This window comes from Photorhabdus bodei (assembly GCF_003287735.1).
Taxonomy (GTDB): domain Bacteria; phylum Pseudomonadota; class Gammaproteobacteria; order Enterobacterales; family Enterobacteriaceae; genus Photorhabdus; species Photorhabdus kayaii.
In genome coordinates, this window is the sequence record NZ_NSCM01000001.1 from 191,661 (window position 1) to 209,569 (window position 17,909).

The window sequence follows — 17,909 nt, forward strand, 5'->3', positions numbered from 1 at the left end:
TGAATGTTAAAGATAATGAGTAAGCATTTTAAATTCAGGTGACTGATTCATTTAATGCTTAATTCTCGTTATCACAAATCTGGGTTTTCCTTCTTTAATAACTCTTTAACCGCCAGACCAAATGATGCAGATCCTTCTTGCGCGGTATATCGAATATGAAGAATAATATCGGTCAAACTTTCTAAATCCTGCGAGGTATTAGTAAATTGGAAATTCCAACTCGATCCTACTCCTACCCCCTCAAAGGGTAAGAAACGTTCATCATCGAAATTAAGCGTGAACATTCCGCTGTCATTAATCCCCGTAGATAAAGCGATTTGTTGATTAGGCTGGATACTGCGCACCGTATAAGGCGTTTCCGCACGAATTCCTTCTTTCAACATTTTTTCAACGGTTTTGAGATCCGCTTTTGTCGTATAACTGCTCACACCCGACAAACTTAATTTGGCACAGATATCTTCATAAGGCCCAATTAACATAGGCAGCGTCACTGAAACTGATTTAATCCGCCGATTAAATAAACCCGGATAATCCGTACCAAATTGTTTTAACTCATCCAAATTAAAGGTGATTGCATTATGTGATTTCAGCACTTTGAGATTATCTTCCCAAGACTCACCCAATAAAGATTTAAGCGAAATCGTTTTGATAATTTCCAATTTACGCGAATTTTGCTCAACGTAAGTGCGTTCCATACGTTGCAACGCCAATTTCAGATTTTCACCGACCAACAGCCCTTGATAGAGATCATTCCAGCTCGCGCCATCAATAAAATTCTGCTCGCCTAGTCCAAGTTCATATTGTAAAGAGGCTTGTGCGGATAAACACAACGATGAAACAGCATCATAAGCCTGCAAATAGAGGCTTGAGATCTGGCTAATCATCCAAGTATATAAGCTTTCATTAGTAAAACGGCTGGAGAAATACGCCAACAGTGCCTGAGATTGTTGTTGCTGAGCTTCAACTTGCGCCAAACGCTTACGTGCGGCGCTGACCTGCAACTGCTGAATATTAATTTGCTGATCAATAGATTTTACTTCCCATTCAGCCTGTTTATATTGCAGTTCCCACTCTTGCCGGCGACGGCGATAAGATTCAGAAACACTGAGGCTATCAGCTTTAGTACTATCAGACTGATGTTTCAAGGTTGCTATTTCAGCAACAGCATTTAAAGCGGCCCCCCAATGTGAACCCCCAACTGCCAATCCATAAATATTGGGAACTAAATCCAGTGCCGCCGCCGCTGTTCTTGATACTTGTGAAGCTAACAGCGCAGAAGATGCCTGAGCCTGTAATTCAATAACCTGCTGTTCCGTTGACGAAATATTTTCATCATAAAGACTTTTATAATGTTCGTACCGCTCCTGAGCAGATTGTTTACTCACTTGCAACGCATCAAGACTGGCTTGGTTAATATTGATATCTTGTTGCTGGAGGTCAACCGCAAAACGGTAGAGATCATTATTCTGAACCATCTGAAATGATTCAAAACTCAAATTATCTTTCCGTTCCAACAAACTCAACAACGTGCCGCCAAATTGTATCAATGTATCGACACCCGATTTCGCCCGCGCCAACATCGGTTCAAAACGATAATTTGGCACTCTGAAATTCATTTTGCTGGCATTTCTAGCGGCAACCACTCGCTGATAACGCTGATTCATTAATCCACGAGGAGAAATTTTCGAATCATAAAGATCCATAGAAATTTCTTTACCATCCAGCGTTAAATTATGCCGTAAATTGTAAATCCGGTTTTCTATTTTATCCCACAGGGCCGTTAACTCTTCATTAATCGGTTTCATAAAGAGATCATTATCCAGCGCACGAATCGTTTTATCATGAACCACCGGGGCATAAGGCAAAGGATAACTTATCATCTCCAATGCACGTACTGCGCTACTCTTCTTATATGATGCATCCTCAAGAGTTATCGGCTGCCATGAACTGGCTAATTGGAGATCAGGACGCGCGCCTAATAATGAACTTGCCATTGCATAACTCAGACGTGCCACCGTTCTGGCAGTAGGCTGTAACTTGCGATATTCCATGTCACCCTGATCGATAATATTCTTAACGTAGAAGTTAAAAATAGCCTTACGATAATGAATAGGTTCACTGGCAGAAATTGCATCAGGATCAGCCGGTTCTATTAAACTACGTAATCTCTTGGGTTCGTCAATGATCGGGCGACTATTCCAATAACGTGGCTTATCTTGTTCCAGCGCCGGTTCGTCATTACTTTCAAAAGGATTAAAAATAAACTTAATCCAGCGACTGGCTTCTTCATAACGCTGTTCGACATTAAACCGCCAGGCCACCATAAATGGCATATGGAAGAATAATTCCCAGAAATAAATACCATTTGCCCCTTTAAGGTCGATAGATTTTGAAACATTACCGGTAATCGGCTCTTCATGAATATTTTGCGTTTCCCAACTGAGAACTTTATCCAGCTTTTGACTCGCCTTACTAATTAATTCTTTTGCAAACAGGGTATTTAAACGAATCGCCTTGTCAGAATACCAACTTTCTAATGGTTCCTCTGGTTGCTCTTCTTTTGGAAATTGCAAATACTGAGTTTGTTTAGTCTGTTTAATCTGAACCTTGTCACGGAGCAATTTCCCAACACTCAATTTTTGCTTAATTTTACCTGCAATATCTCCAGTTTCCGACGGCAAACTAAAACCCGTAACAACCGTCACATCACTCCTATCGCATCGATTCAATGTGACACTCAGCTTCGGATCATAATCTTCCGGGGTAAGCACTTTATAATTCAGCCAACAGCGTTCACCCTGACTATCTTCTAACCAAATACAATAAAGGATATTTTTGCTTCTGCTAAAATCATATTTATACGTTGAAGTGGACGTAAGATACATATTCAATGTCCCGTCAACATAAGTCGCATCCAGCTTGAAATCGTCTATTTTACCCAGTTGTCCTTCAAATTCTTTTTCCCCCGCTATCGGCCATTTCATATTATTATTAACGGGATAAAGCACCAATTGCTTATATTCATCCGGCCCACCATTTGCGGGTTCCCGGAAATAGAACCAGACTAAAGCAGCGCCATATGCATCCAGATCAGATAACTTCGAAGTGGATTTAGGCAAATCCGTTGCTTCCATTAATAAATTGTCACAAACATAGGTAAAAACTTCGTCATAATCGTATGCTTTTCCATCATTACCTGTACCTTGCAAGCGCACAAATGCGACCAACGCTAAACGTTCAACGTCTCCGCTACGATCGAGAACCGCAATCAACTCTTTCATAGAATGATCAAGTAAATCTTCACGAACGGTAGTGCCGGTATTCCAGGTACCATCAAACGCTAAATGAGCCAAATTAAGTTTGGTACGATATTTAATACTATTACCTTGATCTTGTTTTTCTTCAGAGACTTCAAACCAACTAATATATAATCGGTTATTCAAGATAATTGGACGAACAATACCGTTAAACGCATTTTCCAAAGGAACATTAATCAGCTTCCACTCACTCCAGGCGGTAGGATAAAGTTCATCAGTATGATTATTACGCTGTTTGGCATCTAAAGTTCGCCAGAAATAACGGTAAGGTTGAGTTCGTGTTTTAGCAATAAAATAGACCTTATCATCGGCAATATCAATACCATCTTCGTAGCCAGCAATAACCTCTAAATTACTGACCTCTTCGAAGTTATTTAAATATCCCAATATTGCTTTCTGAGCAACATCATCGGTGAGCTTACCCTGATTAAGCGCGCTTTCAAGTTGGAAAAAGAATTCTGTTTTGGTTAAACGTAATGTGGGATCAACATAGACTTCCGGGTAAATAGCCAGTTGTTGATTTGCCGCCCAATAACCATAACGATTAGCAAACTCCTGCCAATTGTCTGCCTCTTCCTGAGTCATTGATAAACCTGACTCTAAATTCAAAACAATACGGTTAATATATTGTTGTATAGATTGGGTAATATGTGCGACACGGGCTGTTTTTACTTTGGAAGAGACCTGAGTGTCTAACAATAGAAAATCATACAAGTCATCAACATTTTTAATTTTTTCACGCAAGGATTGAAAAGCGGTATCATGCGGAACAATTTGACCAAGATAATAGTCAACTAATGCATCACGCAAATTTTCCTGTAATTTTGCTTCAATTAAATTAGACATTCTCATCATCTCCTTGCGCTTTTAATGCAGCCATTACTGCTTCACCGATGCTTTGGAAAGCTTCAAAATCTGAATTAACATCAAGTGCGCCAGCACCTAATAAAGGCTCAACGGATAAATTGGTTTTCACAGAAAATTGTTGTAGCCGTCGTATCCAATCTATTTGGGATAAGGTCATCGCACGTTTTCTTTCTAATCCTCCTTTATCGCAAGCAAGATAAATTTCATCAGGACTCCAATCTAAAATTTCAGCCAGTAATTGCGCGCATTTATAATTATTATCATCCTCTTCCGTCTTCGGTAAAATTTCACTGTTAGCAAAAGTAAAATATTCCTGAACCTTATCTTCATTTTGTGTCGCATTTTCCAGTAAATCTTGATAGCGATTCAATAGGAAAATTTCATCTAACGACAATGATATTTCTGTTGTTTCATCTATGGTTAGTCCAAGCCATTTAGGATTTGTCAGGCGCAATAACAATAGATTATTACCTATGCTCAACGCATTAATTAATTGGGTATAAACTAACAGACTATAGGTCAAATCCAGAAACTCTTTTTTAATATCTTCAACTTTTTCTGATGTATTATCTAACACCATTTTCAACACTGAATAAACACTACTTCCTAACCAACGCAATTGTAGTGGCACAATATCTCTTGATACCCCATATTCACCCGCAATAGCGCTAGATAATAGACTTTCTTGTGCGATTTTAGTTTGCAATATAATCTGTACGACAATATTAATTTGATTATCATCTGGATTTTTATTCGCTACAATATCTTCTATCTTTTTCCTCAGAGATTCTTCATCTGTTTTTCCCCATACCAACGGAATATCTTTGATTAATCCATTATCCCTATCAAAAACACCATTTTCATCTGACAAAATGGTCCACCAATCTGTACCATTTATTTCTTGCCGATTAAAATCAGAGATTTGCAAACGTACATTATCAGTAAGACCGTCAGAAATTCCTTTATAAAAAGTTAACATACCACTTGTTGGCACGACCGGAAGCTGAGTTTTACCTAATAATAGAGAAAGCTTAATCGGTGTCAGTTTCGTTTTAGTGAGCCAGGAAGTTAAAACCTCCATTTGGGCAATAATACTGAGGATGTCATCTTTCTCTCCTAAAGCCGGTATATTTGCCAGATATTCGCTTTTATCCGTTAAAATATCCACCAAAATTAATCCATCCTCCGCAGAAAAACCAAATAATCGTGGAATAGTCACCAAGCGATAAAGTCTGGTTACGACATCAAGATTACGCACTAATTTGCCAGAAGGGAATTTCAGTGCTTTCTCAACGATAGGTGCAATCACTTGAAACGTGGATAAAGAAATAGCTAACCCTGCACATAATTGTTTAACTGTTTTTGCGCCATCTCCTTGATTTTCCGTATAATTAAATTCTTTCCCATCCAGAATTAAAGGCTGATCAAAAAGTTTAGACTGATTAAATAGTTGATCAAAAAATGGAATATTATTGCTAATAGAAAATGGCGTAATTTGATATATCCATCCGGCAAACGTCTCCGGTAATACTTTATATTGTGTCGATAAATGACGGAATAAACCTAATGCTCTTAATGTATTATTAGAGATAGCCAAATCGGTATTATTAGGCTCAGCTTTTATTGCTGAAATTACCAATAAATCAAGCTGATGATAAGATAACGCAAACCAACGCTGTAACCGAATAAAGCGGTTCATTCGATCATAACGAAAATCAGAAACTGCATCTATTTCCCGTCCTGAGTCCGTTCTCACAATGCTTAATGCGTCTAATTGCCCCGCATTTATATAAATTCCACCATAGTGATAAGGTGCAGGAAAGTGTTCTGATGTTTGCCCACTATCGAAGATAGGATTAGAAAATACCACATTTGGCGACACTAAAGGCCGGAAATCACCACTACTAAACAGGTGTTCGAGAGCTGTCACTTTCGATCCTGTTTGTTGACCAAAAGATAAAATCTCTGTTAATTTCACACTTTCATCCGCAGAAACGCCATAGTTATCTTGGAAAAACTTTTCTGCTTCTGGCAATAATTCTGATTGTGCAGTCCCTTGTTTAGCAATAGCAAAACGATAAGTCATGGTCAGAAAATTAATGCCTTCAATATTTACCGTGGTATTATTTGTACTTTCTTTGGGTATCGCGGCATAAACTGTCATTTCACCAAAGAAAGGACCATTATCTAAATTACCGATATCACTATTATCACTTTCTACATAAGTTAATTTTAACTGTCGGCTAAATGGTGATGAATTATCGAAAGGCTCCATCCTCGCTTTTATGCGATTATAGGTCAGAACATTTTCACCACGAAGTTTAACTTTGATCGTCTCTTTAGCTTTATTTTCACAGGTAACGACAATTTCATCATAAGCTTTATCAATATTATCACTCAATAATGTCGGGCCAGTGATATTTTCATCAGCATGAATAATATAAGCATGTTTTGCAACATCACGTTCAGGCAATATTTCTGTTGTACTTGTGCTGAAATAGCTATTAATAAGTTGTTCGCGTGATAAAAAGTTTTGCGCAAATGGGCTTTTCTCTGTCAGTAAACTCATTTGCTCCTTACTTAATTGAGTATAAGCAAGCAGAGCCTGATCACGTTTTTCCGTTAAGATATGCCAAGGAAATTGTTGATTCACTTGCTGAATAACTGTACCTAATTCAGTCTCTTTTTCAGCCAAACCTTTATTGATCTGTTGAGAGGGTAAACTATAGGGTAATGTAAAGGGAAAACGAGTCTCTCCCAAAACCTGATTAACCGGTTTTTCCGCCTGACCTGTCTGATCAATATATTCCCTGGCACTTTTCGACAAAACATCATTCACAATAGATATTGCCGTGATCTCTTTGTAAAGATTATCACTATTAAGCAATAAGTCAGGAATATCAGCACGCCTTTGCTCCAACCCCACGGCATTATTAGAGCCATCTAACTCTATTTGTTGTACAAACTTATAAAGATCAAGCAGGTAATTTACCGGACTGTCAAGGGATTCAATAGCGTTTGGCTGACAGAAGCTATCCCAAGGCTCAGGAAATAGATTACTGTAATCAGGTAATTTTTCTTTCTCATCTGCATCATTATTACTATAAGAAAAATATCTTGCCTGATGACTCGCTTTTGTTAATGATGCGCCATCGTAATCCCTCAATTGTCTTTGCCGATAACTTTGTACCAATTGATTAGCCGCACTCACTGCTTTATCAAAAATTACCTCTGCATGACCTGATAAAGATTGATTATGGCGTTTAATAAATCGTTGCTTTGATACTTCTACAATATCAAAAATTGAGTGATATCCCAGACGCTGGAGTGTATTAACCAGCGTGATAGTGGAATTATCTTCTTTCTCTACTGCGTTTAATAACATATAACCTGATGGCGATTTTGACGATTTGACTTCTGCCACCGCAGTTAATAATGGTGATACTTTTGTTATATTCTGTTTTTCACGAGAAATGCTTTTATATTTATCCATTATATTATTCCCAACCTAATTAATCGGAAACACCTGAACAGAACAGTTATAGAGACTATAACCACTTTAAGTAGTGAGATTTTTTAAAGCATAAATTCAATTTAATTTATACCCGTCATCTTTCAAGTTGCCTCTTTGTTGGCTGCACTCACTCACCCCGGTCTCATAGTTATCTATGCTCCCGGGGATTCGCTCCCTTGCCGTCGCGATGCATCTTGAAATTCATAGGGTATACATGCTTCACACTTTTTCTCTTTCGGTTTATCGTAAGAAGGAAGCTCACCTTCGAAATAGAATGGTTCCATTTCAATTACTTTTTTAATTGCTTTACGACCCAATCCTTCATGAACAGCATTTGTTAATAAGCCATTATCTTGATCGCCGCTCCAAATAAATAAACCACCAAGCCCTTTTTCTTTAACATAACGGCCTTTTTCTCTGACTGAGCGTGGTGTATCTAATGACATAAATACTTTGAGATCTTTATTGTAAAGATAATCAGCTTTCGCCACCGGATCATGGAAAACCGTAAAGCCATTACGACCTATTTGATTTTCATAATCAACATAGTTATAGATAATATCTGTCCATTCAATTACGCTGTATTCGAAACTCCCTACCGTGGATGTTCCCTCAGTATATTTACCAACCAGTTGTTCATTATCCTTACTCTCTAACTCCGCAGTTCTGGCATTACGAGTATAACCAGAATAACCAATATAGATTGATTTTGGATTAATACCTGAAGAGATAAGAAAGTTAACTGCATCATCGACTGAATATTTAGAATACTGGTCATCCTTATTGCGATAAAGATTAGTATGATGAGAAAGTTTTCCATCGCCCAATGTAAAGAAATCATAAGTCATTAAGTTGATTTCATTGACACCGGCGGCGATCAATTCTGGAATATTCGCTGCTTTAATTTTTTCTACATCAGCAGAAGCTGCAATACTAATTCCTTTCAAATTACTGATATTTGCACTCTTCAAATCCTTAATAAGCTCAGCAAAGTACTTATAATCATCTTTATCAAATTGATTATTTTCCCCCGCAGAACCAGGATATTCCCAATCAAGATCAATATGGGTTAGCATGGGGAATCTGGTGTATAAATCTTTAACGCCCTCAACAAACCGTTGACGCAGTTTCTCATCACGACAAACTTTATAAAAAGCACCACTCATTGACCAACCGCCAACGCTAACAGAAATTTCCAAATCCGGGTTTTCTTCTTTGAGTAAGCGCAATCCTCCTAATACCCCTTGGGCTTTACCTTGCTGATATAAGTCTACAGGATTGCCCACCCACTGAGTAAAACCGCAATTAAGATAAGCTGCAACATCAGCCCAGGGATCAATTGGAATAGGTTTGCCTTCGTGATTCTCAAGAATATCTTGTTCAGCATTCCCCATTTGCCATCCATTTTCACCCGCGGCAGCAATGATAGTTGTTCTTTTCTCCCCAGTGTCACCAATAATACCTGCAAAGCTAAAGATAATTCTCTTAAACGGCTTTCCTTTATCTTTATCACCCTTAAGGCGCATTAAATCAGCGCCTCTGCCGCCATTCTTTTTAAAATCATCTTCGCTTGCCGTGTCAATAAAACGCGCATCATAAATTGACCAATCAGTTAAATAACAGAAAACACCAAAATCATCCTTCTCCTCATAAATATTAAAAACCGTTTTAGCAAGTCTTGTTGGGGTATAGGATAATGCGCTATCGACCGTTTTAGGATCAAAACTATTTAACCGATAAGTTTTCTGCGCCGCACCTTCTTCCGAATCCTTAACCTTATATGGATCAGTTTCATACACCAATTGGCTATCTGCTTTTGGTTCATTTTCACTCATATATTACTCCACTAATAGTACAATTATTTTAAACATCAGAGAGTTAAATCATGGCAACCGATGCCAGAATTAAGTAGAGATCTATAAGTATTCAGATTAAAAATCGTTCCTCAGGCATACCTATAACGTATTAAATACAAATAATTACATAGTCTTAACTTATAAAGATCTAAATTTTAAATAACACGATATGTTAGAGTTATGAATACTACTTCTCACAGTAATATCGGTTAAACCTCTTTTTTTCATATACAGATATAAAAATTGATTATCTATTCTCCCCGTTTGCCTATTGACTTAAACAAAATCCAGCTAATTCTACTCTTTAACCAATTTTTACTATCGCTAAATTCTTTTTTTCATGAAACATGATTTACATACTTAATATTACCAAATATATATCATAGCTATACTATAAAATAATATGATAAGTTATTTGTGACAATAAGATAATAATTTTATTAAAATTAAGTATCCTATATTATCTGATCTCTAACTATTAATTATTTTATGTTACACCGTAACAAAATGTCGCCAAATTAACCTTCAATTTTATCTAGTAATATTAAAATAGAGTTATCTCTTGAATAGATTCTGTGGGAAATTCACTACCTGTAACGTTGGTCATTTCAAATTCGAGAAATAACACAGCAAATTAATAAACGCGCCAAAAAATACTTGACACACTAATTTCGTTCCAGTTTACTAGTACACAAGTGAAAACGATATTGTCTTGTATATCATCTAATCAATACTAAAGAGGCACTGAAAATGGCTGTATTTATGACGTCTATCCGTTGGTGGCATAACTTCCCAGTAAGGGCGGTATGGTCACGCACATAAATCAACAGTGCCAAATTACCAAAACCCGCCTAATCAGCGGGTTTTTTTATATGCATAACTTATTGACAGGACGAAAAAATGACGGATAAACAACCAAAAATCACAGTAATCGAGCAGGAAACCGCTTATCAACCTGATCCTACGCTACTATTCAACCAACTCTGCGGTGAGCGACCAGCAACTTTATTGCTAGAATCTGCGGAAATTAACAGCAAAAAAAACTTAAAAAGTCTGCTAATTATCGATAGTGCCTTGCGCATCAGTGCCAACGGCAATCAGGTTACTTTTGACGCTTTAACAGAAAATGGCCGAAATTTATTACCCATTTTGGCCAACAAATTTTCCAGCAATGTCCAATCTGAAATAACACACAATACTCTTCAAGTGATTTTCCCACCAATCAATCACAATATAGATGAAGATAATCGTCTGAAAGCAGTATCCGTATTTGATGCATTGCGTGCCCTGCTTTCTCTGGCGGAAGAACCGTCACCATACAATTCGTCAAGCGCAGAAGCGATATTCGTTGGCGGCCTTTTTTCCTACGATCTGGTGGCCGGATTTGAGCCATTACCCGCAGTAAAAACTGTTCAACGCTGCCCTGATTTCTGTTTTTATCTCGCAGAAACGTTATTGGTGATCAACCACCAGAACAAAAATGCACGCTTGCAAATCTCTCTTTTCAGTGATTCTCAAGCAGAGGAGCAACGCCTTAAGCAACGATTGAAAACATTAGCGGCACTCATTACCGAGCCCATTGAACCAGTACAACAAATCTCTCTGCCAACCATGAAAGTTTCATACAATCGGGATGACACGACCTATGCAGAAATGGTGACACAATTACAACAATACATCCGCCAAGGGGATATCTTTCAGGTAGTGCCATCAAGACGCTTCTTTCTGCCCTGCCCGGCACCGCTTCATGCTTATCAAAAACTTAAGTACCACAATCCAAGTCCCTACATGTTTTTCATGCAGGACAAAGATTTCTGTCTGTTTGGCGCGTCTCCCGAAAGCGCGCTTAAATATGATGCGTCCAATCGCCAAATTGAAATCTACCCGATCGCCGGCACACGCCCCCGTGGGCGCAATGCGGCTGGCGAGCTGGATGCGGATCTTGACAGCCGGACCGAACTGGAGATGCGAACAGATCATAAAGAATTAGCCGAACACCTGATGCTGGTCGATTTGGCTCGTAATGACCTGGCCCGCATTTGTGAACCGGGCAGCCGCTATGTCGCGGATCTGACAAAAGTCGATCGCTACTCTTTTGTTATGCATCTGGTCTCCCGCGTCGTGGGGACATTACGCCATGATTTAGACACCTTTCATGCCTATCAAGCTTGTATGAATATGGGTACCCTCACCGGCGCACCGAAAGTACGCGCAATGCAACTTATCGCTCACTATGAAAGCGAACGCCGTGGCAGTTACGGTGGTGCTGTCGGTTATTTCACCGGCAAAGGGGATATGGATAATTGTATCGTTATTCGCTCTGCTTACGTGGAAGACGGTATAGCCACTATTCAGGTTGGCGCAGGTATCGTACTGGATTCCGAACCTTTAGCAGAATCCGAAGAGACTCGTAACAAAGCAAGAGCAGTCATTCGTGCAATTATTGAGGCTCATCAGGCAGAGGAGACTTTCTAATGGCAAATATTCTTCTGCTCGACAACGTGGATTCATTCACCTATAACCTCGTCGATCAATTACGTCATCATGGTCATCAAGTTGTTATCTATCGCAATACGGTTGCAACTGAAATGATTATGCAGCAATTAAGAATGCTCTCCTCTCCGCTATTGATGCTTTCACCGGGACCGGGTAAACCATCTGACTCAGGTTGTATGCCTCAATTACTCCAACAAGTCATCGGCAAAATCCCAGTGATCGGCATCTGTCTTGGGCATCAAGCCATTATTGAAGCTTATGGTGGAAAAATTTCCGCTGCTGATGAAATCCTACACGGCAAAGCTTCTCTGGCAAAACACGATAATCAAGCTATGTTCGCTAATCTGGAAAACCCTCTACCCGTTGCCCGTTATCACTCTCTCATGGGTAGCCTAATTCCGTCTGAACTGACTATTTCTGCCCGTTGTGGCGACACCGTTATGGCCGTTCGCCACGATAAACATAAGGTTTGTGGATTTCAATTTCACCCAGAATCGATTCTCACAACTCATGGCGCTAAATTGCTTGAACAAACTCTGGTTTGGGCACTAAATTAAAAGGGAGATGAAAATGCAAGCTATTTTCAATAAATTGTTTAATGCGCAAACACTGACACAACAAGAAAGCCAGCAACTATTTGCCGCCATTATTCAAGGAGAATTAAGTGAACCACAACTCGCGGCTGTACTTATCAGCATGAAATTACGGGGTGAACAACCACAGGAGATTGCCGGTGCAGCCCAAGCATTATTGGCAAATGCCCTGCCATTTCCACGGCCGGATTACACTTTCTGCGATATCGTCGGAACGGGCGGTGATGGCGCGAACAGTATCAATATTTCAACCGCCAGTGCCTTTGTCGCCTCGGCTTGCCATATTAAAATTGCCAAACATGGTAACCGCAGTGTTTCCAGCCAATCAGGTTCTTCTGATTTGCTGGCAGCGTTTGGTATCGCCCTTGACATCAGCGCGGAATGTGCCCGTAGTGCACTGGATGAAATCGGCATCTGTTTCCTATTTGCGCCACATTATCATCAGGGATTCTGTCATGCGATGCCGGTACGTCAACAACTGAAAACACGGACTATATTTAATATATTAGGTCCTTTGATTAACCCGGCACGTCCGCCATTAGCATTAATTGGCGTCTACAGCCCGGAACTCGTTGAACCTATTGCCCGCACCTTACTGGTTCTCGGCTATCAACGGGCAGCGGTTGTACACAGTGGTGGCATGGATGAAGTCGCACTGCATGCACCAACGAAAGTGGCAGAAATTAATGATGGAGAAATTATCCATTATCAATTAAATGCTGAAGATTTTGGTTTACAACGTCATCCAATGTCAGCATTAAAAGGAGGTTCACCAGTGGATAATCGTGAAATGCTCAGTTTATTGTTACAAGGACGGGGTAAGAAAGCCCATGCTGATGCCGTTGCGGCTAACGTTGCTCTGTTAATGAAAATTCATGGACAGGAAGATTTACGTCATAACACCCAACAAGCTCTCGAAACCATTCACAGTGGCCGAGCTTATGAACGAGTTATAGCACTTGCAACAAGGAGTTAATCATGCAAGATACCATTTTACAGAAAATTGTTAATGATAAAGCCGAATATCTTATTAATCGTAAACAGCAACAACCATTGGAAAGTTTTATTAATGCTGTTGTTGCCAGCAACCGTCATTTTTATCAGGCACTAAACAGTGAACAGACCGTTTTTATTCTGGAATGTAAAAAGGCATCTCCTTCTAAAGGCGTTATTCGCCAGGATTTTGATCCGATTCAAATAGCAAAAATTTATCAGCCCTATGCAACTGCCATCTCTGTATTAACCGATGAAAAATATTTTCAAGGCAACTATGAATTTCTTCGTTTAGTCAGTGATGCCGTTCACCAGCCAGTATTGTGCAAAGATTTTATTATCGATCCTTATCAGGTTTATCTTGCCCGTTATTATCAAGCCGATGCGATTTTGCTGATGCTTTCTGTTCTTGATGATCAGCAATATATTACGCTGTCTGAACTTGCGCATAGCCTGAATATGGGCGTGCTGACTGAAATCAGCTCAGAGGAAGAGCGTGCCAGAGCGGTTGCACTAAAAGCTAAAGTTATTGGTATCAATAACCGTGATCTGAGAGATCTTTCTATCGATTTAAACCGTACCAAACAACTTGCGCCACAGTTACCGGAAGAAACCATTGTTATTAGCGAATCGGGTATCCACCAGCATCAACAAATTCGCGAGCTTAGCCATTATGCTAATGGCTTTCTCATTGGCAGTGCTTTGATGGCCCAACCTAATCTGGACTTAGCATTACGTCAACTGATTCTGGGTGAAAATAAAGTCTGTGGATTAACTCGACCACAAGATGCGAAAGTAGCATTACAGGCAGGTGCTGTTTATGGTGGTTTGATATTTGCTGAACATTCACCACGTAAAATTAATATCCAACAGGCCCAACAAATTATCAATGCAGCAAATCTCAAATATGTCGGGGTATTTCAAAATCAATCATCTGCATTCATCAGTCATACCGCTCGTGCCCTTTCTCTGGCTGCGGTGCAATTACATGGTGCCGAAGGCGAAGTTTATATTGCGGAATTACGAAAAACATTGCCTGAAAATTGTCAAATTTGGAAAGCCATTGATATGTCGAAAGATGAATTTCACACCAAAGCTAGAAATGTTGACCGTTATTTACTTGATAACGGCAAAGGCGGAACCGGACAAAGTTTCGATTGGCAATTACTTGAAAAACAATCACTCGCCAACATCATGCTCGCCGGTGGATTAAATGAAGATAATTGCCAACAAGCAGCAAAATATGGCTGTTGCGGACTTGATTTTAACTCTGGCGTCGAAAACGCACCCGGCATCAAAAGCAGTCATAAATTAAATAAAGTGTTTCAGCTACTACGCTGTTACCAATAAACAGCAATTTTCCAATTAATTACTGTTTTCCGATTAATTACTGTGTTCCGATTAATTACTATGTTCCGATTAATAACAATGGACAAATAGAATGATGAGTAAGCTTAACCCCTATTTTGGTGATTTCGGTGGACAATTTGTACCACAGATCCTTATTCCCGCCCTTGAACAATTAGAAGCCGCATTTATTGCCGCTCAGCAAGATCCCGAATTCCAGCGAGAATTTCAAGATCTACTGAAAAATTATGCAGGCAGGCCAACGGCATTAACGTTATGCCGTAATCTGACGAAAGGCACCAAAACTCGCCTTTATCTGAAGCGAGAAGATCTATTACACGGCGGTGCTCATAAAACCAATCAGGTACTTGGTCAGGCTCTATTGGCGAAACGCATGGGCAAAAACGAAATTATTGCAGAAACCGGTGCCGGTCAACATGGTGTAGCCACCGCCCTTACCTGCGCACTTTTAAATATGAAATGTCGCATTTATATGGGCGCTAAAGATGTAGAGCGCCAATCCCCTAATGTTTTCCGCATGCGTCTGATGGGAGCCGAGGTTATTCCGGTTCACAGCGGTTCTGCCACCTTAAAAGATGCTTGCAATGAAGCGTTACGTGATTGGTCTGGTAGCTATGATAAAGCCCACTATTTATTAGGAACTGCCGCCGGACCACACCCTTATCCGACGATGGTCCGAGAGTTCCAGCGTATGATTGGCGAAGAAGCTAAATCCCAGATTTTGGCAAGAGAGGGACGCCTGCCCGATGCCGTGTTGGCCTGTGTTGGTGGGGGCTCCAATGCCATTGGCATGTTTGCCGAATTTATTCCTGAAACATCGGTCCGCCTGATTGGTATTGAACCTGCCGGGCTCGGTATCGAAACCGGTAAACATGGCGCGCCATTGAAACATGGTAAATTGGGTATCTATTTTGGTATGAAATCACCAATGATGCAGACAGATGAAGGCCAGATTGAAGAATCTTATTCTATTTCCGCCGGTCTGGATTTCCCTTCCGTTGGCCCTCAACATGCCTATCTGAACAGCATTGGACGGGCTGACTATGTTTCCATCACCGATGATGAAGCATTAGAAGCATTCAAAACCCTTTCCCGTGAGGAAGGCATTATTCCAGCCCTCGAATCCTCTCATGCGCTGGCTTATGCTTTGAAAATGATCCATCAAGCTCCTGATAAAGAGCAATTACTGATCGTTAACCTATCTGGTCGTGGTGATAAAGACATATTTACTGTCCACGATATTTTAAAATCCAGGGGGGAAATCTAATGGAACGTTACGAGCAGCTATTTAAACAACTGGAAAGCCGTAAACAAGGTGCTTTTGTCCCCTTTGTCACACTCGGTGATCCAACCCCAGAATTATCATTGAAAATTATTGATGCACTGATTACCGGTGGCGCTGACGCTCTTGAGTTAAGTATTCCTTTTTCCGATCCGCTGGCTGACGGCCCGACAATTCAGAATGCTAATCTGCGCGCTTTCTCCTCAAATGTGACTCCTACGCTCTGTTTTGAACTATTAACAAAAGTTCGGGCAAAATATCCTGATATTCCTATTGGTTTATTAATGTATGCCAACCTGGTTTTTCATCATGGAATAGATGAGTTTTACCGCCGTTGCAAAGATACAGATATCGATTCAGTATTAGTTGCAGATGTTCCTATATCAGAATCACGGCCATTCCGTACCGCAGCCATGAAACATGGGATTGCCCCCATTTTTATTTGTCCCCCCGACGCGGAAGATGAACTATTACGTGAAATTGCTTCTTATGGCCGCGGATATACCTACTTATTATCAAGAGCAGGAGTGACCGGTATAGAAAAACGAGGTGAAAAACCGTTAAATCATCTAGTCAATAAACTATGGGAATATCATGCCGCGCCACCGTTACAGGGATTTGGTATTTCAGAACCTAAGCAGGTAAAAGAAACATTAGCGAGTGGCACAGCGGGAGCCATTTCAGGATCTGCCGTCGTTAAAATTATCGAAGAAAATCTTTCTCAACCAGAAATAATGCTGAAAGAACTGACTGAATTTGTATCAAAAATGAAGTCTGCCACTCAACTTTAATACAAAAAATGGGGCAAAATCTGCCCCATCTTTTTATTAAAAGTGATAACCAACCCCAAACATAAATACCCACGGATCAAGCCGGGTATCAATTTTATATTGCTGGTCACCTGCTTTAAATTTCACATCCGTTTCAATGTTTACCCACCACACAGAGGCGTTCAACATCCAATTCTGATCTAACTCATAATCCAGGCCAACCTGCCCCGCAACACCCCAGGAATCTTTCAAGTCCAGACTATGTAAGTTATTATCTTTAACAGCCGAATTACCATTGAATTTTTCGTTAAAGAAAGTGGTATAGTTAAGACCAACACCAACATAAGGGCGGAAACTACTTTCTTTAGAGCCGAAATAGTATTGCGCCATTAATGTCGGCGGTAGATGTTTTACTTTAGCAATATCACCAACACCCGGTAAACTTACCCGATGCTGGAAGGGTGTCCCTGCCAGTAATTCAAAACCAATATTATCGGTCATCATATAACTGAAAGTTAAACCCATCTGGGTATTATTATCCGCACTAAAAGAACCCACCCCCAATACATTATCAGAACCTGTATTAGGTCTTACTGTTGCAGTACCTGTGCGGAAAATAAAATCACCCGCTTCATGAGCAAAAGCGAATGATGGTAATAAAGTTGCCGCTGCTAATACAAATGCAGAAATTTTTTTCATTATTCATCCCATTCCTGTGATTTAAAGTCAATCAAAATATACTCATATATTAGAAACTATGATCCAAGACAGATCACATCTTTCAAAGAATTTCAGTAAAACCGCATATCTATAATATTATTATTTCAATTAGGAATTATTTTAACTTGATCCA

General features: G+C 39.9%; 10 protein-coding genes and 1 other annotated feature. Of the genes, 6 read left to right on the forward strand and 4 right to left on the reverse strand.

Going from position 1 to position 17,909, the window contains the following annotated elements:
• Nucleotides 1-71 precede the first annotated feature (71 nt).
• The 3 genes from CKY02_RS00785 to CKY02_RS00795 form a co-directional block, all read right to left on the reverse strand.
• The gene (locus CKY02_RS00785) at nt 72-4,163 is read right to left on the reverse strand and encodes a Tc toxin subunit A-related protein (RefSeq protein WP_112893853.1); all 4,092 of its coding nucleotides are present in this window, start codon (nt 4,161-4,163) and stop codon (nt 72-74) included.
• Complete coding sequence (locus CKY02_RS00790) at nt 4,156-7,677, reverse strand: Tc toxin subunit A (RefSeq protein ID WP_112893854.1); 3,522 nt, start codon at nt 7,675-7,677, stop codon at nt 4,156-4,158. Before CKY02_RS00790 ends, CKY02_RS00785 begins: the two co-directional genes overlap by 8 nt.
• 173 nt (nt 7,678-7,850) lie before the next feature.
• Nucleotides 7,851-9,533 carry a glycoside hydrolase family 18 protein gene (locus CKY02_RS00795; RefSeq protein ID WP_112893855.1) on the reverse strand — a complete coding sequence of 561 codons (1,683 nt, stop codon included), beginning with the start codon at nt 9,531-9,533 and terminating at the stop codon, nt 7,851-7,853.
• A 792-nt stretch (nt 9,534-10,325) separates the two neighbouring features.
• Nucleotides 10,326-10,426, forward strand: a sequence feature (Trp leader region).
• Between the two features lie 28 nt (nt 10,427-10,454).
• Here CKY02_RS00795 and CKY02_RS00800 point away from each other — a divergent pair.
• From CKY02_RS00800 to trpA, 6 genes are all read left to right on the forward strand, one after another.
• The gene (locus CKY02_RS00800; RefSeq protein WP_112893856.1) at nt 10,455-12,029 is read left to right on the forward strand and encodes an anthranilate synthase component 1; all 1,575 of its coding nucleotides are present in this window, start codon (nt 10,455-10,457) and stop codon (nt 12,027-12,029) included.
• Nucleotides 12,029-12,607, forward strand: coding sequence for a glutamine amidotransferase-related protein (locus CKY02_RS00805; protein WP_112893857.1), 579 nt, complete (start codon nt 12,029-12,031; stop codon nt 12,605-12,607). The genes CKY02_RS00800 and CKY02_RS00805 overlap by 1 nt, the downstream gene beginning before the upstream one ends.
• A gap of 13 nt (nt 12,608-12,620) precedes the next feature.
• Entirely contained in the window at nt 12,621-13,619 is a 999-nt protein-coding gene (trpD, locus tag CKY02_RS00810; protein WP_112893858.1) for an anthranilate phosphoribosyltransferase, read from the forward strand.
• A 2-nt stretch (nt 13,620-13,621) separates the two neighbouring features.
• Nucleotides 13,622-14,986, forward strand: coding sequence for a bifunctional indole-3-glycerol-phosphate synthase TrpC/phosphoribosylanthranilate isomerase TrpF (trpCF, locus tag CKY02_RS00815; protein WP_112893859.1), 1,365 nt, complete (start codon nt 13,622-13,624; stop codon nt 14,984-14,986).
• Nucleotides 14,987-15,080: 94 nt separating this feature from the next.
• Nucleotides 15,081-16,271, forward strand: coding sequence for a tryptophan synthase subunit beta (trpB, locus tag CKY02_RS00820; RefSeq protein WP_112894011.1), 1,191 nt, complete (start codon nt 15,081-15,083; stop codon nt 16,269-16,271).
• A complete protein-coding gene (gene trpA / locus CKY02_RS00825; RefSeq protein WP_112893860.1) occupies nt 16,271-17,077 on the forward strand; it encodes a tryptophan synthase subunit alpha in 807 nt (268 codons plus the stop codon). Before trpB ends, trpA begins: the two co-directional genes overlap by 1 nt.
• A 36-nt stretch (nt 17,078-17,113) precedes the next feature.
• On the opposite strand, the gene ompW is transcribed toward trpA, so the two are convergent.
• Entirely contained in the window at nt 17,114-17,755 is a 642-nt protein-coding gene (gene ompW / locus CKY02_RS00830; protein WP_112893861.1) for an outer membrane protein OmpW, read from the reverse strand.
• Between the last annotated feature and the right edge of the window lie 154 nt (nt 17,756-17,909).